Origin of the sequence: Akkermansia sp. UNK.MGS-1, from assembly GCF_000980515.1 — a bacterium.
Classification (GTDB): domain Bacteria; phylum Verrucomicrobiota; class Verrucomicrobiia; order Verrucomicrobiales; family Akkermansiaceae; genus Akkermansia; species Akkermansia muciniphila.
The window spans coordinates 26847-49630 of record NZ_LBCB01000012.1 but is presented as its reverse complement, the minus strand read 5'-3'; the positions used below and the strand labels follow the sequence as shown (position 1 = coordinate 49630).

Below are 22784 nucleotides of genomic sequence, written 5' to 3'. Positions count from 1 at the left end.
GTGCCCGCCGCATCCGTGGCGTGCAGGATTTGCCGCTGGAGGTTGGAAAGACACACCTCGTCCGGGTCAATCAGGGTCAGGCGCCCCACGCCTGCGGCAGCAAGATAAAGGGCCGCCGGGGAGCCAAGCCCCCCGAGGCCCGTCAGGGCGACATGCGCCCGTTTGAGTTTGTATTGGCCCTGTTCTCCCAGTTCCGGAAGGGAAAGATGCCTGGCGTACCGTTCGGTTTCTTCCTGGGTGAGGGTCATTGTCGTCACTGGGATTAACGGCGGGCGGAATTGCCGCTGAATGCATAAAGGAGCAGCGTCCACCCGGAGAAGATCAGTTCCACTGCAATCAGAGTACCTACGAACCAGGCCGTGGATTCAGGCCAGCCGAAGATGACCATGAGGCCCAGGATCAGCGTGATGATCACGTTGAACAGCCGCCACCCGCTGGCGGGCAGGGAACGGGTTTGAAGCCAGATGGCCCCCTGAAATACGGCGGCAATAACCAGGCCCCACCCGATGATGAGCGTGGTGATAGCCAGGGAAATATTGGGGTCCCGGAACAGAAACCAGCCGGCGATGCCGTACAGGATGGCCGTCACCAGGTTCCACCCACGGGAGGAAGGGACGGTGAAGACCTGGATCAGCCGGACGACGGCCAGAACCATCAGCATGATGCCGATTACCCAAATGAAGCTGGCTCCGACGATCCAGGGAGAGGCCAGGGCGATGAAGCCAAGAAATAGCTCGATGACGCCAAGGATACCCATCCACCATGAGTTGCCGGATACCGCGGAGCTGCTGACTTGAGGTTGAGTTGTCATATGGCGGTATGACCGGGCCCGCAACGGAAACGTTGAAGAATGACGATTTTATTTGCCGGCGGCTGCCTTCGGGGAAGAATTCTTCGGCTCCATGGTCTTCAGCAATTCCGGAGTGACGTTAATCAGCACAGGGCCGCTTTTGGGGTGCGCCTGGGGGGGGACGAAGTAGGAAAAAGCCCTGGCGGGCAGGTGGCCCGGGATTTCCGGCATGATGTACACTTCCACGAGTACGGCGCCTTTTTTGCCGTTCGGGCTGTCGGAAAAGTTCAGTGTGAGTGAATTGGTTCCGTCCCTCAGTCCTCCGGAAATGACTTCCGCCAGGCGGGTGTTGTCAAATTCATGCAGGGAAATATTGTTTACGTTCGCCTGGACGGTGCGTCCGGGGCAGTCCACCAGAATTTTTGCGATGTATTTGGGCGGCGGGCAGACAGGCGGCACGGCGGGAATTTTCCCAAGGGGCTGGAACCCGTCCTGCTCCATCAGCACGGAGGCGTCTCCGCGTTTGAGGCGTTCTTTGACGGCGGGCAGGCGGGTGAGGTTGAAAAAGCGCGCCTGGTCATATTTCCATTTGCCGTTTTCATGGGTGAACAGCAGCACCAGGGCGTTCGAATCCGTGGGTTCCTGGCCCAGCCCCAGATCCACCTTGCCGTAGTAGGTGGCTGCGGCCGTGGGGCCGTTTACGACGGAACCTACGTACATCAGCGGAGCGAGCGCGGGGGGAGCCATGGGCTGCCGGAACAGGGAGGCGGGAAAGGGGCGTTTTTCCGAAACGGCCAGATTGCGCACTTTCACCTGGCGGTAGGCGGAGGTTGTGGCTCTCCAGCCGTCATAATTGCCGCGCAGCAGATGCAGACGCCATGTATTGTAAGCCACGTCCAGGTCGTCTCTCAGTTTGGCGTCTCCGGGGCGGGGAGCTGCGGAAGCGGGAGAAAGAAGGGCTGCGGCGCAGCAGGCCAGGGAGAAAATGGAACGGAAAGTCATTACACGATTATTTAGACATCAAACTTGCGCGGAGTGCAACACAATTGCATCATGAAGCCGTTCTTATGGAATTGTTCACAGAAGCCGATCATTTGGCGGAAGCCCGGTACAGGAAACTGTTGCGGGAACAGCCCGGCTTTGTGTGGAGGCGGTTTTCAGACGGGGAGGAGCTGATGGCGTACGTCTTTTTTCCCCCCGGCCACCGGGCGGAAGCCGCCGCTCCTTCCGTGCTCTTTTTCCACGGCGGCATGTGGGTGGGCAAGAGCCTGGGGGATTTTGTGCCGTGGGCGCTTCATCTTGCCCAGCAGGGTATTGCAGGCATTATCCCCATGTTCCGCACGCGCGGCGATTATGAAGTGGAGCCGATGGACATTCTGGAAGAGGGCCGGGAAGCCTGGGCCTGGGTGCATGGGAACGCCGCACTGCTGGGGCTGGACCCGGCTCGCATTACTGTGGCGGGAAGTGATGCCGGAGGGCTGATGGCCCTGCATGTGGCCCTTCCTGACCACCCCGCCCGCTGGTCTCTGTTCCGCAAAAAGGCTCCCCTTCCTCCTGGCCCCGCCGCCGTGGCCCTGTTCCGAGGCGTGTGCGACCTGACGGCGCAGTCCGCTTTTAAGCTGGGCGGCATGATGCCTCCGGACCAGAGGGATGCCGTCAACCCCCTGCGGCGCGTGCAGAGGGGGCTTCCTCCCCTGTTTGCGAGTCATGGAGGAAGGGACAGGCTGCTGCCGTGGCGCAACAGCGAAAGGCTGGCGGAGCTGTGGAGAAAAAAGAAGAACCGTTCCCGATTTGAACTTCTGGACGTGGCGGACCACACATTTTACCATTTCAATGTGAATGCCGCCTATTTTGAACAACTGCTCAATAGCTGGAGCGCGTTTATGGTGGAGCAGGGAATTTGGGAATATAACGAAGGAATGGATGCCGGGCTGCTGGGGTGACCTTGGCCTGATATCCGGGAAGGTTCCCGGAAGGCGCTGCATGCGGAAAGGCTGTTTTCTATCTGCCTCCCAGCATGTTTTCCCGGATTTCCCGCATGTCCCGGCGGAAGGCGTCCTGCGTCTGCGGCGTAGGCGGCTGGATATCCCATTCCTTCATTTTTCGTCGCACCTTGAGAAAGAGTTCCTGCTCGTTGGCTCCGTATTTTTTGCAGACGGTGGAGAGAGTCAGCTCCGGCCCCGTGAAGCGGCCTTTGAGAAAGAAAGGCAGATCGTGCTGCCAGGCGCGCCGGAAGTCTTCCGGGCATCCTTCTGTTCTGATGGGGGCGAACAGTTCCCTGACCTGGCTTTCCCGGATGCCCGCAGTATCCATGCAGATGGCGGTTTCCATGTAGGCCAGCGTGAATTCCAGCATGACTCGTTCAATGGACTGTCTGGCTTGGGACAGCTGGGCCGGGGTGAGGCCCATGACCTGGGCGCGCAGGGCGGCCAGGGCTTCCAGGATAGCCTTGGGGTCTCCGCATGTGCGCGGGTCCATGCGTGGAATTTGTTCCCCTTCGTCGTAAAGGGGGATGGGTGGATGCACCCGAGGGTTGATTTTGAACAGTTTGCCCTGGAGCCTTTCCCTGAGGTCTTTCAGGCTGACGCCGTACTTGCGCAGGACGGGAGCCGCATAATTGCGTCCCGGCCTGGCCGTTTGCCGCAGCCATGCTTCCTGAAAGTCCGCGGGGCATTGCTGAAGGCCCGCCGCCAGCATGGCTTTCCGGAAATCCTCCGCCTTGGGCGTTTTATTGGCATAGGCGTGGGTCCATTCCATTTCCAGCATCCAGATGGCGGTAAGACCCAGGAATTGTTCTATCGCCTGCCTGGGAGTCTCAGGTTTCGGCGCGGGAATGGCAGTCGGGACCGCGTCGGAGGCCATGGAATGCCGGCAGAGCGGGAGCAACAGGGAGAAAGCAAGGAGGGGATACAGCGGGTTCATGGAAAATGAAGCAGGGAAAAATGAGAGGAAATGTGCGGAATTATTCCGTTGTTACAGTAACGTCCAGGGGGCGGTTGGAGACGGGGAATTGCAATTCATAAAACCCGTTCCCCAGATTTCTGACGGGGGTGTTTCCTACTTTGACCGGGCCTTTTCCCCGCCAGATGACGACCGGCCCGGATTCCTTCACGCGGAAGCGGAGGCTGTCCTCCCTGTACCCGGGAGCGGAATCCAGGGCGCAGGGAGAAAGAAATTTGTCCCTTCTGCCAATGACGGCCCAGCCTTGGACTATAGGGGCCATGATGAACAGGCGGTCCTTGAATCCCGTCAGCTCTACGTCCAGATCCGGCTGTGCCGGAGTCAGCGCGCGGCCTCCCTCTCCGGAATAGGCGGCGATGCCCTCCGGCGGGAGAGAGGCATACGCTTCCGCCGCATTGCCGTTCAGCAGGGCCGCCGCGCTTTTATAATCCTCCAGGGAAATTTTCCCCCGTACCGGTTTCGCCGGGGAAGGATGTTTGAGGTTGTACACCACCACGGCGGCGCTTTGACCGGGCAGAGGGGCGATTACCCGGTACAGGCGGTTCTCGTTCAGAGCATCCGGAAAGACGGAATCCGGAAGGGGCACGGCGGGAGCCAGCGGGCGCAGCAGAAGACCGTCCGACCAGACGAGAGGCATGATGTTTTCCGGATTAAGTTTGTCTGCCGGGTCTGAAAGATAGACAGGGCCGCCTGAGACGGCTTTGGATACGGCCATGAGGCGGGCGCAGGCGGGGTCTGTGGAATGGAACATGTCATGGTCCGGCCACACGGTCTGTCCCAGCCAGAGGGTATTGGCGTAGGACTGGAGGATATGGGATTTGGCCATGGCTTCATCTCCCAGCTTGTAGTCAATGCTGCACCGGGTGACCGCGCTGTAACGCGTGTTCTGAATGTTGACGGTACCCTGCGCCATGCAGTTGACCAGGCTGAGCCCTGTTTTCAGGCAGGCCTGTTCCAGGGCTTCCGAGCACTTGGTATTGTGGCGGACCGGGTTGTCCAGCCCGTCCGCATGCTTCAGGTATTCCGCCTGCACATCAATTTTCACGAAGTCGAATCCGGCGTCTTTGACGGATTGTAGGAAGGGGGTATAAAACGCTCCGGCTCCTCCGGGGCCGTCACCGGGGAGGATTTTCCCTTTGGCGGTACGGACCAGACCGCGGGCAGTCTCGTCATCCAGATGGTGCCTGGGGTGGATGCCGTTCCAGAGGCCGTAATAGCAGTGCCACAGGCCCATCCATTTCAATTTGGGGCTTTTGTGTTTCATCAGGGGCTGCCAGCCCCGGGGGAATCGGTCCTGCCGGGGTTGGAAACTGACCAGCTGAAGCCTTTCCTGGGTCTGGAATCCGTCGTCCACCAGCATCCACCGGACGGGGACGGGGGATGCCTCCAGTTTTTTGGCCGTTTCTTCAAGCAGCTTGGAGGAAATGTTCTTTTTATACTGTTCCCAGCTGCACCAGCCGAGGTACTTGAACGGTTCCGGATAAATTTTCTTTTCCCGGGGCAAGGTTCTGCCCTTGATGAAAGGGAGGGAAAGGGCCTTGTTCCATACGGCGGAACAGGCGCGGTAAATATCCTTGTCCGTGGCGGTGACGGCCAGGACGGCCTGCGGTTTGGCGGGGGAAGTTCCCAGCGAACCGGCTTCCACAAGGAATGTCCCGTCCCTTTCAAGTTTCAGCCACGCGAGGGAATCAGGGGCGGCGACGGGGAGCACGGCCATGAAATTGCCGTCTTTGAGGTGGAACAGGGCGAACATGGCATGGTCCCCCGGTTTGGCGGTGCTGGGATTCGGTCTGCTGTCCAGCAGGTTGCCGGGGGATGTCCGTCCGAACCAGGGAAGAACCCGGTTCCCGTCTCCGGGCCAGCGGCCGCGATCCGCTGAAAACCAGCAGAAGGTCTGGTAGGGCGGGAGCGGAAGCCGATACGCCTTTTTGCCCGATATGGGAGGAATGGCGGATGTCCGGGGTTGGGCGGCGCCGGTCCAAGCGCTCAGGGCCGCCAAAGCAAGGACCGGGAACATGATTGCTTTCATGGAATGATCACAGGGTTGGAAAATGGGGCAGGGGAACCCGGGGGAATTGTGGAAGGAACGTGCTTTGCCTCTTTCGGAAAAGATGGCAGAGCTTTTCCCTGAAACGAGCAAAAAATGATGTTTCCGCTTTATTTCTCTTTTCAGGGCGTTGAGGGAAAGAAATAACGTCGGCCGGCCGTCTCACAGGGGAACTTCGTTTTTTCAGAGAACACCGGCCACCCTGGCCGGGAGTTCCGCCGCCCGGTTACTTGGCCGCTTTTGGGGCGAGGGAAGTGCGGCGCCTGTCAAGGAAGTACAAGACGAGCCATTGCAGCACCAGCAGGGACACAGCCAGGAAGACGGGTTGGAAAGGTGTGAAAAAATCTGCTATACCGCTGAAGACGCGTCGGTTAAGTGCATGAATGTTGAGAAGAGAGTTAATGAGGTAGGCGGCCAGGGCATTGATGCCGATAACGCGGAGGGGAAACGCCCATAGGGCCCATTTCCCTTTGTTCCACACATCGACGGCCAGATGAAACAGGGAAAGGAGCGTCAGGGAGATGCCGGCGGCGGCCAGGACGAAGGTGCCTGTCCACATGCTTTTAATGATGGGGTAGAGGCCGTCCAGCATCCTGGCGGCGCAGAAAAGGAGAAGGCCTGCCCCTGCCATTGCTGCGCAGAGGTGCACGGGAGAGAGCCGGCTTTCCTTCAAAAATTTCCCTGCCAGCCATCCTCCCAGACACAGGACGGAAGCGGAAACGACGCAGAGCGGGCCTTCCGGGTCAAAAACTCCCCCATGCAGACGACCGGCGAGCCAGTGCCTGTCCACCCATGAGTTGACGGAGCCGTCCGGCGTGAAGTTGCCGCAGGTGAACTGGAGCAGGGTAATGAGGGCCAGGATGAACCCCGCCGCAGAGGCAACCGCTCCCGTCCGGCGGCACAGCAGGATGCAGGTTCCCGCAATGGCGCAGGAAAAACCAATCAGCCCCAGAACGGAGGCATAACGCATGCTTTCCGTCCAGGTAAGCGTTCCATTGACCAGTAGCCCCAGAAAAGCCAGGACGAGAGCCCGTTTCCAGAGATGGAGAAGCCCGGGGACGGAGGAAGCGTTTCCGCTGGTGTATTTCCCCAGGGAAAAGGACATGGAAACGCCGGAAATGAAGACGAAAACGGGGAATACCAGGTCGTACAGGTGCAATCCTTCCCAGCGGGCATGCGTCATCTGGCGTGCGGCTTCCTGAAGAAAAGCGCTTTCCGGATTTCTGGAAGCCAGGAGCAGAACCAGGGCGTCCAGGCCCAGGATAATGAGCATGTCCAGCCCGCGCAGGGCGTCCAGGGAGTGCAGGCGGGGAGAACGGGAGGGGGGGGAAGAGGAATAGGCCATTTAAAAGCATCATACGGAAAAAAAAGGAGTTTCTATCAGGATTCCTCCAAACATGAAGGAACGGAGGGGAATCGTGCTTGATTTCCACGGGGGAAGAAGGTAAAGCAGGCCGCATGCCGCACACCCTTCCCGCTTTTCTTTTTTTTCTGTGTGTCTCCCTGTTTTTGTCCGCTTGCTCCTCTACCCCCAGGACGCCTCACGGAAAGCCGTTGATGAAAGACGGCAGATATGCGTCTTCCTATGAAGCTTTTGTCGCGGACCCCCAGTACCGCTTCACGCGCGATATCTGGTATCATGACGAACGCATCCAGCAGGCGCGGACGCGGAACAGCAGAATCGTCATTCATCTGAATGATCAGCGGGGCGTGTTGTGGGTTGACGGCAAGCCGGCCATGAACTTTCCCGTTTGCACGGGCAAATCCGCCCATGAAACGCCGCGCGGCAAGTTTTCCATCATCCAAAAAGATGCGGATTACCGTTCCCGGTCTTACGGCAGCGTGTTTGACGCAAGCGGCCTGTGCGTGAATTCGGACGCTACCTCTTCTTCCCGCGTGCCGCCCGGCGGTAAATTCATCGGCGCCAAAATGCCGCTGTGGATGCGCATTCATGGCGGGATAGGGCTGCATGTGGGCACCGTGTACCGGGATGCCAACTCCCATGGGTGCATCCGGGTTCCGGTAGAGGCATGCCGCATCCTGTTTGACAAATGCGGCCTGGGAACAGCCGTCATCGTTCAGGAATAAGCGTGAGCGCGAATAATCGTTGATTCCTTGCGGTATATTTGCCACACTCCTGCAAACTGATGAAAATAAAGGTTCTGATACGTTCCCTGGTATTGTTGGCCGGGTTGGCCGCGTGGACGGCGGATACGGCCTGGGGCCAGGCTTCCACGCGCCGTTCGTCTTCTCGGGGGGGAGCGGCTGCTGGCCGGGCTGCGGTGGAGCAGCGCGGAGAGGATGACGCTGTGGAAACGGTTGACCTGGGAGACAGGAAAAAGGATTCCGATACGGCCTCCGGAGAACGGGAAGGCGTGGCCGCCGCTCCGGAGATGCCCGGGGAAACGGAAAAGGAACAGAATGGCTTGGATTCCCTGTCCCTGATTCCTTCCCTCGGCGGGGGACGGCTGGACGCCGCGCGGGAAGCGCACACCAGCACGCGCCCTTCCGCCAGGACCATGGCTTTGCTGATTCCCGCGCCGCGCGGCCCCATCCTGGACCGCAACGGGGAACCGCTGGCCGTGACGTCCGTAGCCTATCAGCTGGCTTTGCGGTTTGAAATTTTTGAAAACCCCGACCGTTCCCGCGTAGTGGAATTCGGGCGCAACTGCTTGGAACAGGCCAAAAAAATTGCCGGAAAGGCGTGGTCTTTTTCCGACGAACAGCTCTGGAAACATTATGAGCACCGCCGCTGGCTGCCTCTTCCGCTCACGAACGTCATTCGTGCGGAGGAAGCGGAAAAGCTGAAGGATAAAGTGAAAAGCGTGCGCGGCCTTCAGCTGTTGCCCATTTACATCCGTTCCTATCCGGAGAAGGAAATCGCCGGCCATATCATCGGCTATGTGGGATCCAAGGGAAAACTGCCAACCGGCCCCATTAACCACATGGACCCGCTGTGGGAGCAGGTGGAAGGCCGTGCGGGGCTGGAAAAGGAATTCAATAAAAATCTGACCGGAACGCCCGGCGTATGGCGTTTGATGTTTGATGAAGACGGCAATAAAATTCTGGATGAACTGCAAATACGCCCCAAGCCCGGCGGAGCTGTCGTCACCACCCTCAACCTGAAATGGCAGAAGGATGCGGAACGCATCCTTTCCCGCGGCAAGAGGCGCGGCGCCATGGTGGTGCTGGATTGCGTGACGGGTGAAGTTCTGGTGATGGCGTCCACGCCGTCCTATGACCCGAACATGTTCATTCCAAACATATCCCAGAAGGATTACGACGCCCTGCGCAACGATCCTGCCGGTCCTCTGGGCGCCCGTGCTTTCCAGGGCCGTTATCCTCCCGCTTCCACATTTAAAGTCCTGACGGTAGCCAGTGCCTTGAGGAACAACAAAATCACGGAAAATACGCTCGTTTACTGCCCGGCTTCCGTGACGATCGGCAACCACGTTTTCAAAAACTGGAGCAAGACTCCCCTGGGGGATATCAACTGTGTCCGCGCCCTGGCGATGTCCAACAATCCGTTCATGTACCAGATGGGCCTGAAGCTGGGTGCGGAAGCCCTGATGGATACGGCCCGCGCCTTCGGTCTGGGAGAACGGACCGGCCTGCCCATTCCGGACGATCCCGGCCTGGTGCCGACCAGTGATTATATGATTCGCAATTACAAGCGCGATTTCATGTCCGGGGATGCCGCCAATTTGTCCATCGGCCAGGGGACGCTGCTGGTTACGCCCCTCCAGGTGGCGCACATGATGTCCGGCGTGGCAAACGGGTATCTGCCCAGACTCCAGCTCATCAAGCAAATTCAGGACGGCAACGCCAATGTCGTTTACGCGCCCAAGCCCCAGGAAGTTCAGCGCCCGCTGCCTGCTTATGAGCGTGCTCTGTCCAGCGTGCGCAAGGGGATGAGGGAAGTGGTTGAAGCCGGTACGGGGGGGCGTGCGCGCCTGTCCTATTCCAGTATCGCCGGCAAATCAGGAACGGCCCAATGGGGGCCGGAACGGGAAGACAAGCGTCTGGCGTGGTTTGCCGGTTTCATGCCCTGCGACAATCCGCGCTTTGCCTATGTGGTGCTGTATGAAGGCCGCGCCCACGAACGGCTGGGCGGGGGAGCCGCCGCCGCTCCCATCGTCAAGGAGTTTTTCGAAACGGAGAAAAAAGACATCAAGGCTATTATTGACCCGCCCAAGGACGACATTCCGGTGGCGGAACCGGTGGAGGAAACCCCGGAAACGGCCGCGGCCGCTCTTCGGGAACGGAGCGGGGCCCCTGCCGTCGTGCCGGACAACCTGCCCCCCGGGTTGTATGATCCGGAAGGGATGGAGCCGATCAAGGCTGATGAAATCCCTGCCGATCTGGATGACTCTTCCGATGCGGAAATCAAGGCAACCCCGGTGGGCGGCTCCTCAGGGCATGCCGGGCCGTCGGTGCCCCCGTTGTCGGAGGAGCCTTCTGCGGCCCCCCTCACGCCGCGCCGGGGAGACTCCGATTACATTCCCGGGTTGCCCCAGCAGATTCCCCGCCATCTCAACCGCTCCACTCCCGTAAACGCTCCCGCGCCGCAGTCTCCCCTGCCGGAGGATGATATTCCCATGGCGGAACCCCTTTAATCCGTTTTTCAGGGAAATCCGGAGCGTTTTTGCGGTTCCCGGAAAATCCCGGGAAGATGCGGAAAGGGGCGGCGCGGAAAGGTTCTCCATGCGTCAACGCCCTGCGCGCCCTGAGTGGCGTTAATGCTTTGCATTGTGCTTGCGTCTCGCGGGAAAACGCCTGTATAATGAAGACGGTGCGCTGATGAGACTGTTGCCGCAAGGAGCGGCGTTCCTGTCAGATGACATCATGACCCCACGTTTAAAGATAATGAAAAAGCATTATTTCTACTCCATACCCTGTTTGGCGCTGACCTGCGCTCTTGCCGCCTGCTCTGACGATGATAAATCATCTTCCGCCAAGGCCGGCCAGGATACGGCCGGCCTGACTTCCGCCGCTTCGCCTGATCCTTTGACTTCCGTTGCTTCCGATCTGGTGGCAAAGCGTGCCGAACGCCTCGGAATAGCCGCCCTCTTTCCCAAGGATATGGGGGTGGTAGCGGGGGTTTACGATATCCCCGGCATCATGAAGAGCGTTCAGAATTTGAACATGGTTAAAACCTGGAGTTCCTGTTCATCCGGGGAGGTGGCCGATGAATCCATAGCCATTCCGGGAGAAGACGCTCCCGAACCCGTGCAGCGGAAATGTTCTTTCAGCAGTCCTGTCATTGACGCGATGATCGGCTTGGGCCCCGAATGGGCTCCGTGGCTGGATAGCGCGCAGTCCTCTTTTACCAGGATGGGCCTGAACCAGATGAAGGAAATTTTATCCGTTTACAGGCTTTTCCAGGGAGTAAAGAATGGAAGCGGGGATGACGATGGCGCGGAAGCGGAGGCCATGGGCGGCCAGGGGGTCGAGATGATTGCGCAGTGGGCTGAGCTGATGGATTTACGCCCTTCCCAGGCTGCGACGGCGCCCGTGATGATTGCCGCCAAACTGACGCCGGAAGCCCTGGCCCAGGCCAAAGCTTTCCTGAAGGACGCCAATCTTCAGGAGGATATGGAGCTGCATGGAATGGTTTCCCTGTACGAAAAGACCTACAATGGCCTGGCCTGCAAGGTGGCGGAAGTGGACTGCAAAAAGGTGCGCGCGAAGCTGGAAGAGCTTCTGGAGGAGGCAAAGGGGCAGATGGACATTTCCCAGGAAAATATGGACCGCCTCAAGGCGGCGCTCGTTCGTCTGGATGAATCCAGGCTGTATGTAGCCGTCTCTTTTGTGGAGGATACCCTGGTAGGCTTTATAACCACCAATCCTGAAAAACAGGTCCGCATAGCCTCTTCCCCCCAGGACTCCGTGCTGTCTCGTCCTGATTTTTCCATGGCCGATGCCCGGTCCCAGTATCCGGCCTACGGTCTGCTCTTCGCAGACAAAGCCTCCGTCAAAGGGGTTATTAACATGGATCTGGCCTATTACAAGGGCATGTTCACCGGGTTGAAGGACGTGATGCAGGCAATAGGCGCCGATTGGAAGATTGCCGATCCGGCTCCTTCCATGACGGCTCTGGATTCCATCAGGGGCAGCATGCTTGGCATGTATGAAGAGCTGGCCCGGAAGGCCACGTCCGTTTCCTACTATTCATGGCAGGATCAGGGGGTGCATGTGGAAGCATGCACATATCCGCTTGAATTTTACAAGCTGGACGCCCCCTCCGCCATGAGCGGCGTGCGTCCGGGCGCGTCCACAGTGTTGTATTCCTCCTGCACGGTCAATCCGCAGATGATGGATATGGGTTGTTCCCTGTGCAGTAACCTTGCCCAGATTGTATGGGACTACGGCAATGCCTATATTTCCAACCCGAAGCATGATGTGAGCGATCAGGTGCGCATGGCCGCCCCTATGATCCAGATGGCCAGGCCTACCATTGAAGAGCTCTGGAAGGCTTATAAGACTGCTCTTTCCGGCCTTACGGGTTCAGGCGTATTCATGATGGACATGCAGGGCGCTCCCAATCCCATGCTCAAGAATGTGCCGGCGCCGCGCTTCTCCGCTGCGTATGAAGTGAACAACCGCGCCGCTCTGGGCGAGGCCTGGCAGAAAGTGACTCATGCCGCCAAAACCGTCGTCACCCTGCTCAGCCAGGGTAAAATGGCGGAGCTTCCCGCTCCCCAGTCTTCTGTGGACGGGAATATCACTACCTACGATTACCAATGCCCTCTGGGCGCCGATCTGAACCCGGTAGTAAGCGTTTCCGACACCCGCTGGGCAATCAGCATGCCGAAGGCTTTCGGCCTGGAAGTCCTCAGGGAATCCGTGAAATCTCCGGCGCAGGGAGCCCCTCTCGAATTTCAGCTTAACCTGGTTCCGGTCCGTGACGCCCTGAAGAGCGCGGCGGAGGACAGCAAGAAGCTCCGGAAGACTGTGGAAACCCTGGATGTAATCACTTCCGATGTTACGGGAGTGCATGCCACGGGGCGCAAGGCCGCGGACGGCAGGGATGTGTACCACATCCATATTATTCCCGCCGCCAAGTAACGGCCTTCCTCCGCCCAGTTTTTCCTGCAGGCTTCCGGGAGTTTATTCCGGAAGCCTTTTTTGTTGATGGAGAAAAGGTTGTGTTCATGACGCAACGGTCATCCAGGTAGGCTTTAAAATTATGTACAAATGTATACAATTTGCGTACGCGCCAAGTTTTGGGCTTGCCAAAAGAAAGAGGGAAGTACATAATCAAAACCGTCAAATAAAGGGAATGGATTCCCTCTTCCAGTATTTACAGGAGTTGGCACAAGTAATGGTGAGAGAAAGACAATGAGCAGATTTTTCCAGTTCCTGTGGTTGGCGGCGTTGACCATGTTCGGCGTTATGGGCGGCAGCGCCTGTGCGGCGGAAGCAGGAGCGGAGCACGGATTGGAACAGGCTGCTCCCCATTTGTTTTCCATTCCGCTGCCCGGAGGCATTGAGCTCCCGGTGTCCAACTCAATGCTGATGCTGTTTCTGGCGGTTCTTCTGATAGGGGTGGTCGTATGGTCCGCCACCCGTTCCATGCGCATCCTGCCTTCCCGTTTGCAGAATGCGGTGGAATACTTTTTTGAGACTCTGTACAACTTTGTGAAGTCCCTTCTGGGGCCGCGCCTGACACGCAAGTACTTCTGGTACTTCGGGACCATTTTCACCATTATTCTGGTCAGCAATTACATGGGGCTTCTTCCCGGGGTGGGAACCGTCACTTACCATGGGGTGCCGCTGTTCCGCGGCGCGAATGCGGACATGAACGTGACGATGTTCCTGGGTATTTTTTATGCGCTGATGTGGCTTTACTGGTCTATCCGGGAGCAGGGACTGAAAGGCTTCTTTATGCATCTGTTCGGCCCCAAGGGAAGGCTGCCGGGGTTCATGGGATTCGTGCTGGTGTTCATCTTCATCTTTGTGGGGCTGGTGGACGTCCTGAGCATCACGATCCGCCCCATTGCGCTGGCAGCCCGTCTTTACGGCAATATTTACGCCGGGGAGACGATTATTGACACTATGGCTCACATGTTCGGGCCCGTGCTCAGCGCCCTGTGCGTACTGCCGTTTCTGGCGATTGAACTGCTTGTGGGGTTCATTCAGGCTCTGGTTTTCCTGCTCCTGACGGCGATTTTCCTGAAACTTCAGGTAGGGGACGATGACGCCCACGGCCATACCTCCAAAAATGAGGAAAAGGAACTTCCCGTTCCGGACAGCCCGCCTCCCGGAAAAGCCTCATAAACCGTACCGCCAACTTTCCGTTCCGGACCATGGGCGACCTGTGGGGGAACGTTCAACAAAAAACATAAACCATACCAATAACATGATCGATCCTATCGCAATGACCTCCCTGGCCGAATTGTCCGGCAACGTAGGTTTCGGCCTCGTCACCATCGGCGCCGGCCTCGGCATTGGCCTCATCGGCTCGAAAGCCGCGGAAGCCACCGGGCGCAACCCCGGAGCCTCCTCCCCCATTATGGTGATTGCCATCACGCTGGCGGCCCTGATTGAAGGCGTGGCCCTGATCTCCATTTTTGTGAAATAAAACGGAAGTTCCGTTCCCGGAGGGAGCTTTTCCGCTCCGGGGCGGCGCGCCCGTCCCCTGCCGGTCCGGAAAATTTCCGGCATGTTCAAACCGCTCATCTTATGCTGAATCTCATAGCTGACCAAGCCTGGAATCCTTTTGCTCCCTTCGGGGTAACGAGTTGGGAGCCTTTTGTTGCCAACCTGATCGCTTTCATTCTGATGGTGGCGATCCTGCGGTATCTGGCGTTCAAGCCCATCCAGAACGTTCTGGAAAAAAGACGCCGGCGGATTGAAGAAGGAGAGGAAATGCGTGAGGAAAGCGAGCGGCAGCTGGCTTCCGTCAAGGAACAGACGCATGAAATGCTGGTGGAAGCAGGGGAAAAGGGGCAGGAGAAAATAGACGCCGCCAAGGCTGCCGCCGCCCGCCTGTTGGAAGAACAGGAAGCGGAAGCCTCCCGGAAGGCTGAGGAAATCATAAAAAAAGCCCGGCAGCTTGCGGAACTGGAACAGCAGAAAGAGCGTGAAGCGTTAAAAGAACAATTTGGCCAGCTGGTGGCCCTGGCTGCGGCCCAGGTTACCGGAAAAATGCTGACGGAAGAAGACCAGCGGAGAATCAACCGGGAAGCGATCGACAGCCTGGATTCCTGAAACGTTTATGAAGATCGGAAAGGACACGCAAAATGCCGCCCGCAGGCTGTTCCGGCTCTGTATGGACGGGAATGCCGTGGCGGAGGACCGCGTGCGTCTGATCGCCCGGAAAATTGCGGAACGCAAGCCCCGCAATTATGCCGCTCTGCTGAAAGCTTTTTCCGGCATGGTGGAATATGCGGTGAAAAGCCGTACAGCCACTATTCAAAGCGCCGTGCCCCTCACGGAAGAGGAACGTTCCCTGATTCAGGCCAAACTGGAGGCCAGATATGGCGGCGCCCTCTACTACCGCTGGGAGGTGGAACCGTCTCTGCTGGCGGGTGTCCGCATCCAGGTAGGGGACGACGTGAAGGACGGTTCCGTGCGTTCCAGAATCGACCGTCTGGCTGCGATGGCCCGCACCCTTTCCAATTAACCAACGAATTTTTCCCATGAGCAACATACTTCAAGAACTCGAAGCAGAAATAAAAAAAGCCACGGCTTCCGTCAGTCAGGAAAACGTGGGCGTCATTCGTTCCGTGGGGGACGGCGTCGCCAAGATCGAAGGGCTGAGCGGCGTCATGCTCAATGAAATGATAGAGTTCCCCGGCGGGGTGATGGGGCTGGCGATGAACCTGGAAGAACATGAGGTTGGCGCCGTGATTCTGGGGGATGATTCCAAGTTGAAGGAAGGGGATCTGGTCAAGTGTTCCGGACGCCTTCTTTCCGTGCCCGTGGGCCGCTCCCTGCTGGGCCGGGTGGTGAACACGCTGGGAGAACCTATTGACGGCAAAGGGCCGATTGAGGCGGAAGCGTATTACCCGGTGGAAAAAATCGCCTCCGGCATCATCTCCCGCCAATCCGTTTCCGTGCCCGTCCAGACCGGCATCCTTCCCATTGACGCCATGATTCCCATCGGCCGCGGCCAGCGCGAACTCATCATCGGGGACCGTGCCACCGGGAAGACCGCCATTGCCATGGATACCATGATTGCCCAGGCGGAACAGAACCGTCTGGCGGAGGAAGGCAAGCTTCCTGATCACCAGCCTCTCTACAATATTTACGTGGCTATCGGCCAGAAGCGCGCCAACATCAGCCGCCTGGTGGCGAAACTGGAGGAAACGGGAGCCATGAAATATTCCATCGTCGTGGCGGCTTCCGCCTCCGATCCTGCCGCCATGCTGTACCTGGCGCCCTACGCCGGCTGTGCGATGGGGGAATACTTTATGGACAAGGGGGAAGACGCCCTTATCGTTTATGACGACCTTTCCAAGCATGCCGTGGCCTACCGCCAGATTTCCCTGATTCTGCGCCGCCCCTCCGGCCGCGAGGCGTACCCGGGGGACGTATTCTACCTGCACAGCCGCCTGCTGGAACGCGCCGCGCGCATCAACAAGGAACACGGCGGCGGTTCCCTGACGGCTCTTCCCATTATTGAAACGCAGGCAGGCGACGTTTCCGCCTACATTCCCACGAACGTCATTTCCATCACGGACGGCCAGATATTTCTGGAAACGGACCTGTTTTACCAGGGGGTGCGCCCAGCCATCAACGTGGGTATTTCCGTCTCCCGTGTGGGTTCCTCCGCCCAGACGAAAATTATCAAGAAGCTGGCCGGCTCCATTAAGCTGGATCTGGCCCAATTTACGGAATTGCAGGCGTTCGCCCAGTTCGGGTCTGATCTGGACCCCAGCACGAAGGCCAAGCTGGCCCGCGGCCAGCGCATCGTGGAGCTCTTTAAGCAGAACCAGTATGAGCCCAAATCCCTGGGTCTGGAGGCCGCTGACTTGTATGCCATGCAAAAAGGGTACTTTGACGACGTTCCGGTGGACAGGATCAAGGAATGCCAGAATGCGTGGGAAGCGGTGATGCAGGATCAGCATCCGGATCTGCTGGAAAGCATTCTGAAGGAAAAAGACCTGACGCCGGAAATAGACGCAGGGCTTAAAGCCGCTATCGAATCCTTCAAGCTCAGCTGGAACTAACGATTACGGGAGTACTGACACATGGGCAATCTGAGAGACATCAGACGCCGGATCAAGTCCGTCAAAAACACGTCCCAGATCACCAGGGCGATGCAGATGGTGGCTTCCGCCAAAATGCGCCGCGCCCAGGACCAGGCCGTCAAGGGACGCCCCTATATCCGCGCCCTGGCGGAAGTGCTCTACCATCTCCAGGATGAAATTGACACCAGCAACAGCCCTCTGATGCAAACCCACGGCGGCGCGGATCTGGTGCTGCTGGTGAATACGGATCGCGGCCTTTGCGGCGGGCTGAACGCCAACCTGATCAAAATGGTCCGGGAACAGGCTCCGGAAAACGCCCATTACATCACCATCGGCCGCAAGCTGAATGCTGCGCTCGCCAAATTGAATGAACGGTTGGAGGCCACCTGGAGCCTGACGGATCCCCTGTCCCTGCTGGAACTAAAGCCGGTATTTGATTTCATCGTGCAAAAGTTCAAGGCGGAGGAATATGGGCGCGTTTTCGTGGCTTTCTCCGGTTTTGTGAACACAATGGTCCAGAAGCCTGTCTTTCGCCAGCTTCTTCCCATTGAGCCGGAACCCCTGATGAACATGGCGAAAGCCGGAGGCTCTTCCCTGGACGGAGCAGATGCCCATAAGCAATTCCTGCTGGAACCCAGCCCCGCTGCTCTGCTGGATACCATCCTGCCTCTTTACGTTTTCCACGGACTGGTTCAGATTGTGCTGGAGGCCCGGGCATCCGAACACTCCGCCCGCATGGTCGCCATGAAGGGAGCCACGGAAAACGCCAAAAACATCATCGGCGGCCTCACCCTGGACTACAACAAGGCGCGCCAGACGCAAATCACCAACGAACTTCTGGAAATTACCACGGCTATGCGCGCTATGGAATAACATGGTTCCGCTTTCTTTACCCGCTTTTCAAACAGAACATTCTTTCCTCTCCATTTCAACACCAAGTTTTTCCCATGATGAATAACACAGGCATTCTCGTTCAGATCATCGGCGCTGTGGTCGATGCGGACTTCTCCCAGGCAGAAACGCTCCCCGCCCTGCTCAATGCGCTGGAAGTGGACTATGAAGTTGACGGCAAGCGCAAGACCCTGGTTCTGGAAGTCCAGCAGCACATCGGAGACGGCTGGGTCCGCGCCGTGGCCATGAGTTCTACGGACGGTCTGCGGCGGGGGATGCCGGTGCGCGACACGGGGCGCCCTATTGAAGTTCCTGTGGGACAGTGCGTGCTGGGACGTATTTTCAATGTGCTGGGGGAAGCTGTGGACGAGCGCGGCGGACTCTCCTGCGCCGGTATGAAGAGCATCCACCGCGGCGCTCCGCCGTTGGACGAACAATCCACCAGCACGGAAGTGCTGGAAACGGGCATCAAGGTAATTGACCTTATCTGCCCCTTCCTGAAAGGCGGCAAAATCGGTGCCTTTGGGGGTGCGGGGGTAGGCAAGACCGTGCTCATCATGGAGTTGATCAACAACATTGCCAAGGCGCGCAGCGGCCTCTCCGTTTTTGCCGGGGTGGGGGAACGCACCCGTGAGGGGAACGACCTGTACAATGAGATGATAGAATCCGGAGTCATCAACCTGGAGAAACCGGAAGAATCCAAGGTGGCGCTGGTGTACGGACAGATGAATGAACCCCCCGGCGCCCGTCTGCGCGTAGCCCTGTCCGCCCTGACGATGGCGGAATACTTCCGTGACGAGGAGCATAAGGACGTGCTGCTGTTCATTGACAATATTTTCCGTTTCTCCCAGGCGGGGTCGGAAGTGTCCGCCCTGCTGGGCCGCACGCCGTCCGCCGTGGGTTACCAGCCGAACCTGGCGGAGGAAATGGCGGATCTTCAGGAACGCATCACCTCCACCAAGCACGGCTCCATCACCTCCATGCAGGCCGTGTATGTTCCTGCGGACGACTTGACGGACCCGGCCCCGGCCACAACCTTCGCCCACCTGGACTCCACGGTGGTGCTGGAACGCTCTCTGGCGGCCCAGGGGCTCTTCCCGGCGGTGGAACCGCTGTCTTCCACTTCCAAGGCCCTGGCCCCGGAAATTGTGGGGAATGAGCATTATGAAGTGGCGCGTGGCGTGCAGATGGTGCTGCAGCGCTACAAGGACCTTCAGGATATGATTGCCATTCTGGGCATGGACGAACTTTCGGAAGAAGACAAGCTCATCGTGAGCCGCGCCCGCAAGATTCAGCGCTTCCTGACCCAGCCGTTCCATGTGGCGGAAGTCTTTTCCAGCATTCCCGGTGCCTATGTTCCCGTGGCGGAAACCGTCCGGGGCTTCAAGGAAATCCTGGAAGGCAAGCTGGACATGGTTCCGGAGGACGCCTTCTTCATGCGCGGCGGCATTGATGACGTCCTCAAGGAAGCCAAATAACCCTTTTCCCGCCGTCCCGAACCATGAGCATGGAGTTCAAAGTCATTACCCCGGATGAAGTGGCGGTTGCCGCTACTGTAGAATACGTTTATCTGCCCGGCAGTCTCGGGGAGATGGGCGTGCTGGAACACCATACGGCCCTGATTACCTCCCTAGAACCAGGGGAACTCCGCTACAAGCCCATGGACGGCCCGGAGGAAAGCATGGTGGTGGGCACCGGCTTTGTGCAGGTCAATGACGACCATGTTCTCATGGTAACCGACCTCGCGCTTAATTCCTCCCAGATTGATGAAGGCAGCGTGGAACGGGCCATTCAGGAAGCGCAGGAGGTGCTCAAGACGCGTTCGGAAATGTCCCGCGAGGAACAGGCCCGCTTTGAAGCCAATCTGACCAAGCAGATCATGATGCTTAACTTCAAGCGCAAACATAAATCGCCGGGCCGATGATGGAAGAAGATTGGAACGATACGTTTTACGACCTTTTCCGCGAAGCGGTGGGGCGCTACCATGAAGGCCACAGGAATGTGGACGGCTTCTTTACGGATCAGGAAATTATCTTTCTTTCTTCCATCGGCTGCCGCACTCGGGAATTGTTTGATTTTGTAGAAACCTATGCCCGTACGGGAGAACCTTCCCCCACCACGGTTCTGCTGATGGCTGCGGCGCGCCGGGACTTCTTCCTGACCGTCCAGCACGGGCAGTTTTACCAGGGGAAACCTGTGATCGGGTATGATTTGCCGGGGTTCGGCGACGAACTCTGCGGTCTCCCCTACCTTCCGCGCCTGATTGCCAAGGCGCGGGCCAAGCTCGTCGGTTCCATGGGGGATGACATCATTTACTGCTGTGAGAATGACCGCCGTTTCTTCCGGGATCACGGAAATATTCATCCCGCCGACTTCCTGCGGGTGGTCTGGGCAGCCGGAGACAGCGACCCGAAGGTGTACGATTACGTACGCCAGCGCACCTTGAGTGTTTCCTCTGCTGTTCCGGATAATGAGCAGACGTAAAAAATGGAAATGCCCGGAATGGGATGATCGTTGATGCTGGAGAATACCGGAAACGGCTCGTTTCTTTCAGCTTTTGTGGACGTTATTCTTCATAAGGCGCCAGCTCCAGCTGGCCCAGCGTATCGGGGCGGCCTTTCAGGGCCATGCGCTTGAGGTATTTGGCGAAAGAGGGGCGGCGGTGGTATTTGCCGACGACTTCGCCCGTCGTTTTCAGACGCAGGATATATTTGTACGTGGTGACGCGGACGGCGTCCTGTTTGGCGGCGGCGCACGGAACGGCCCCTATTTCCCTGCAAATCTGTTTCCATCGCGGTCCGTGGGTGCGTTCCCCATGGCGGGTCCACGCCAGGGCGTGGGCGATCTCATGCAAAATCGTGTCACGGATTTCGTGAGGGGTTTCCAGATTGGCGCGGACGAAGTGGATGGAAATCGTAATGCTTTTTTCCAGCAGGCGGCACACACCCAGCCTTCTTTTGGCCCGGTCCCAGCCGAATTGCCAGTCTGCCAGACCAAGTTCATCCATTTTCAGGCGGGCGTAAGTTTCAATATTCCGGACGCTGTCGCGTTCGCCGGATTGGTCGTTCCCCATGGTCATGTTGCGGGGAAAGCATAGCATGGAAGACGGGGAAGGGAATATGGAGAAAGGCATCATGACGGAGTTGCCGTGGAGGACAGGTTTTTCCGGAAACAGCCGTTTTTTTTACGGAGCCTGAGAAAAAGAAAGTCTTTGGAAAGGTTGGCGGACATAATGCCGTAGTTGGAATATCGCCATGAGTTCTCTTTCCGATACCAAGCCGCAGAGGATTGCGGCCATTGACGCCCTGCGGGGATTTGACATGTTTTTCCTGACCGGGGGGCTGGCTCTGGTTGTTTCCGGCATCAACCTTTTTTATGACCGGAGCCCCGAGTGGCTGGTGAAGCACAGCACGCACGTGAATTGGGAGGGGTTTGCCGCCTGGGACCTGGTGATGCCCCTCTTTTTGTTCATTGTGGGAACGGCCATGCCGTTTTCCTTTTCCAGGCGCATCGGTTCGGAACCCCTGTGGAAGATTTACCTGAAAGTTGCCAGGCGGGTAGTGGTGCTTTTTTTGCTGGGCATGGTGGTGCAGGGAAATCTGCTGAGTTTTGAACCGTCCAAAATGTCCCTGTACTGCAATACGCTCCAGGCCATCGCTTCCGGCTACCTGATTGCGGCCATTTGCCTTCTTCATCTGTCCGTCCGGTGGCAGGTAGCGGCAACGGGGGGGCTGCTGGCTGTGTACTGGCTGGTCATGAAGTTTGTTTCCTTTTCTGACCCAGCGGTGGGTTCCTGTGCGGCAGGAATGCTTGAACCGGGGAGGAATCTGGCCCTGCTGCTGGATAAATACCTGATGGGAAACTGGCAGGATGGAACGAATTATGCATGGATTCTGGCGCAGTTCGGTTTTGGCGCCATGACCATGCTCGGTCTGCTGGGCGGCCAGATTCTGAAGCGGGTGCAGGGGCATGGGAAAAAGCTGGCGTGGCTGTTATGTTCGGGCGCGGGCTGCCTGGCGCTGGGGTATGTCTGGAGCCTGGATTTCCCGATAATCAAGCGTTTGTTCACCAGTTCCATGGTGTTGTGGGCGGCGGGATGGTGCTATTTGCTGCTGGCCCTGTTCTACCTGCTGACGGATGTGCTGAAATTGAACTGGCTGACATTCTTTTTCTCCGTAATAGGGAGCAATGCCATTTTCGTGTACATATGGGTATCTCTGTGCCCCCCTACGAGCAATTTCTCCCGGGTATTGTTTACCGGGTTTAGCGGGTGTTTCGGGGATGCGGACAGGTTTGTCTTTTATCTCTGCAATTATGCCCTGATTTGGGGCGTGCTGTATTACATGTACAAAAACCGGACCTTCATCAAGGTCTAGGCTTGTTTTCAGACCTCCGTTCATAGTAGGGTCTCCCCGTGCGGGAGGCGGGGAACGCCTCCCGCACGGGATCGGCATGCCTGCGCCGGGCGTCCGTTATGGGCCGGTCTTTTCTGAAGCCATGGAGATTCCTTTCAACCAACCTCACCAGCACGGTCCCGAATTGGATTATATCCGGGACGCCATCCAGCGCGCCCATTTATGCGGAGACGGCTATTACACGAAAAAATGCCATGAACTGCTTGCGGAACGCACCGGCGCCGGAAAGGTTCTGCTGGTTCATTCCGGAACCGCCGCACTGGAGATGGCGGCCCTGTTGATCGACTGCCGCCCGGGCGACGAGATTATCATGCCTTCCTATACGTTCGTCTCCACGGCGAACGCGTTTGTGCTGCGCGGCGGCGTTCCCGTATTCGTGGATATCAGGCCGGATACGCAGAATATTGACGAGACGCTGATAGAAGCGGCCATCACGGACCGCACCCGCGCCATTTGCGTGGTTCATTACGCGGGTGTGGCTT

The 22784-nt window shown here is 58.0% G+C and carries 22 protein-coding genes; 15 read left to right on the top strand and 7 right to left on the bottom strand.

Annotated features, from left to right (window positions below; translation table 11 throughout):
- From WW58_RS07850 to WW58_RS07840, 3 genes are all read right to left on the bottom strand, one after another.
- A partial coding sequence (locus WW58_RS07850; RefSeq protein ID WP_046436725.1) for a HesA/MoeB/ThiF family protein occupies positions 1-248 on the bottom strand: 248 nt, incomplete at its 3' end.
- Between the two features lie 14 nt (positions 249-262).
- Positions 263-811 carry an HdeD family acid-resistance protein gene (locus WW58_RS07845; RefSeq protein ID WP_012419574.1) on the bottom strand — a complete coding sequence of 183 codons (549 nt, stop codon included), beginning with the start codon at positions 809-811 and terminating at the stop codon, positions 263-265.
- 48 nt (positions 812-859) lie between these two features.
- Positions 860-1792, bottom strand: coding sequence for a hypothetical protein (locus WW58_RS07840; protein WP_046436723.1), 933 nt, complete (start codon positions 1790-1792; stop codon positions 860-862).
- 65 nt (positions 1793-1857) lie between these two features.
- Here WW58_RS07840 and WW58_RS07835 point away from each other — a divergent pair, with 65 nt between their 5' ends.
- On the top strand, positions 1858-2733 hold the full coding sequence (locus WW58_RS07835) for an alpha/beta hydrolase (RefSeq protein WP_022198535.1): 876 nt from the start codon (positions 1858-1860) through the stop codon (positions 2731-2733).
- Positions 2734-2791: 58 nt separating this feature from the next.
- On the opposite strand, the gene WW58_RS07830 is transcribed toward WW58_RS07835, so the two are convergent.
- The 3 genes from WW58_RS07830 to WW58_RS07820 all read right to left on the bottom strand — a co-directional run bounded on the left by WW58_RS07830 (position 2792) and on the right by WW58_RS07820 (position 7143).
- Positions 2792-3712, bottom strand: a complete 921-nt coding sequence (locus WW58_RS07830; protein ID WP_046436720.1) for a hypothetical protein — start codon at positions 3710-3712, stop codon at positions 2792-2794.
- A gap of 40 nt (positions 3713-3752) precedes the next feature.
- Positions 3753-5768 (bottom strand): Sip1-related alpha-galactosidase, encoded by a 2016-nt coding sequence (locus tag WW58_RS07825; protein WP_182916444.1) that lies wholly within the window; start codon positions 5766-5768, stop codon positions 3753-3755.
- Positions 5769-6024: 256 nt separating this feature from the next.
- Positions 6025-7143, bottom strand: coding sequence for an acyltransferase family protein (locus tag WW58_RS07820; RefSeq protein WP_046436718.1), 1119 nt, complete (start codon positions 7141-7143; stop codon positions 6025-6027).
- A 212-nt stretch (positions 7144-7355) separates the two neighbouring features.
- On the opposite strand from WW58_RS07820, the gene WW58_RS13305 reads away from it, so the two are divergent.
- The 12 genes from WW58_RS13305 to WW58_RS07760 all read left to right on the top strand — a co-directional run bounded on the left by WW58_RS13305 (position 7356) and on the right by WW58_RS07760 (position 20371).
- Positions 7356-7886 carry a L,D-transpeptidase gene (locus tag WW58_RS13305; protein WP_161994061.1) on the top strand — a complete coding sequence of 177 codons (531 nt, stop codon included), beginning with the start codon at positions 7356-7358 and terminating at the stop codon, positions 7884-7886.
- A gap of 59 nt (positions 7887-7945) precedes the next feature.
- Positions 7946-10414 carry a penicillin-binding transpeptidase domain-containing protein gene (locus tag WW58_RS07810; protein WP_046436717.1) on the top strand — a complete coding sequence of 823 codons (2469 nt, stop codon included), beginning with the start codon at positions 7946-7948 and terminating at the stop codon, positions 10412-10414.
- A 250-nt stretch (positions 10415-10664) separates the two neighbouring features.
- The gene (locus tag WW58_RS07805) at positions 10665-12866 is read left to right on the top strand and encodes a hypothetical protein (protein WP_046436715.1); all 2202 of its coding nucleotides are present in this window, start codon (positions 10665-10667) and stop codon (positions 12864-12866) included.
- 273 nt (positions 12867-13139) lie between these two features.
- Complete coding sequence (gene atpB / locus WW58_RS07800; RefSeq protein ID WP_022198528.1) at positions 13140-14078, top strand: F0F1 ATP synthase subunit A; 939 nt, start codon at positions 13140-13142, stop codon at positions 14076-14078.
- An 82-nt stretch (positions 14079-14160) separates the two neighbouring features.
- Positions 14161-14382, top strand: a complete 222-nt coding sequence (locus tag WW58_RS07795) for a h+transporting two-sector ATPase C subunit (protein ID WP_022198527.1) — start codon at positions 14161-14163, stop codon at positions 14380-14382.
- A 101-nt stretch (positions 14383-14483) separates the two neighbouring features.
- On the top strand, positions 14484-15011 hold the full coding sequence (locus WW58_RS07790; protein WP_022198526.1) for a F0F1 ATP synthase subunit B family protein: 528 nt from the start codon (positions 14484-14486) through the stop codon (positions 15009-15011).
- 7 nt (positions 15012-15018) lie between these two features.
- Positions 15019-15426 carry a F0F1 ATP synthase subunit delta gene (locus tag WW58_RS07785; RefSeq protein WP_046436712.1) on the top strand — a complete coding sequence of 136 codons (408 nt, stop codon included), beginning with the start codon at positions 15019-15021 and terminating at the stop codon, positions 15424-15426.
- A 16-nt stretch (positions 15427-15442) separates the two neighbouring features.
- Complete coding sequence (gene atpA, locus WW58_RS07780; RefSeq protein ID WP_031930302.1) at positions 15443-16975, top strand: F0F1 ATP synthase subunit alpha; 1533 nt, start codon at positions 15443-15445, stop codon at positions 16973-16975.
- 21 nt (positions 16976-16996) lie between these two features.
- The gene (atpG, locus tag WW58_RS07775; protein WP_012419560.1) at positions 16997-17869 is read left to right on the top strand and encodes an ATP synthase F1 subunit gamma; all 873 of its coding nucleotides are present in this window, start codon (positions 16997-16999) and stop codon (positions 17867-17869) included.
- A 77-nt stretch (positions 17870-17946) separates the two neighbouring features.
- On the top strand, positions 17947-19365 hold the full coding sequence (atpD, locus tag WW58_RS07770; RefSeq protein ID WP_031930301.1) for a F0F1 ATP synthase subunit beta: 1419 nt from the start codon (positions 17947-17949) through the stop codon (positions 19363-19365).
- Positions 19366-19388: 23 nt separating this feature from the next.
- A complete protein-coding gene (atpC, locus tag WW58_RS07765; protein ID WP_012419558.1) occupies positions 19389-19811 on the top strand; it encodes an ATP synthase F1 subunit epsilon in 423 nt (140 codons plus the stop codon).
- Positions 19808-20371: a DUF5069 domain-containing protein gene (locus WW58_RS07760; protein WP_012419557.1), complete on the top strand. Its 564-nt coding sequence runs from the start codon at positions 19808-19810 to the stop codon at positions 20369-20371. The genes atpC and WW58_RS07760 overlap by 4 nt, the downstream gene beginning before the upstream one ends.
- A gap of 82 nt (positions 20372-20453) precedes the next feature.
- On the opposite strand, the gene WW58_RS13300 is transcribed toward WW58_RS07760, so the two are convergent.
- Entirely contained in the window at positions 20454-20987 is a 534-nt protein-coding gene (locus WW58_RS13300) for a SprT-like domain-containing protein (protein ID WP_215833614.1), read from the bottom strand.
- Positions 20988-21141: 154 nt separating this feature from the next.
- Here WW58_RS13300 and WW58_RS07750 point away from each other — a divergent pair, with 154 nt between their 5' ends.
- Together WW58_RS07750 and WW58_RS07745 are read left to right on the top strand one after the other, a co-directional pair.
- Complete coding sequence (locus WW58_RS07750; protein ID WP_046436711.1) at positions 21142-22263, top strand: acyltransferase family protein; 1122 nt, start codon at positions 21142-21144, stop codon at positions 22261-22263.
- 121 nt (positions 22264-22384) lie between these two features.
- Positions 22385-22784 (top strand): aminotransferase class I/II-fold pyridoxal phosphate-dependent enzyme (locus WW58_RS07745; protein WP_046436836.1); only part of this gene is annotated, 400 nt, incomplete at its 3' end.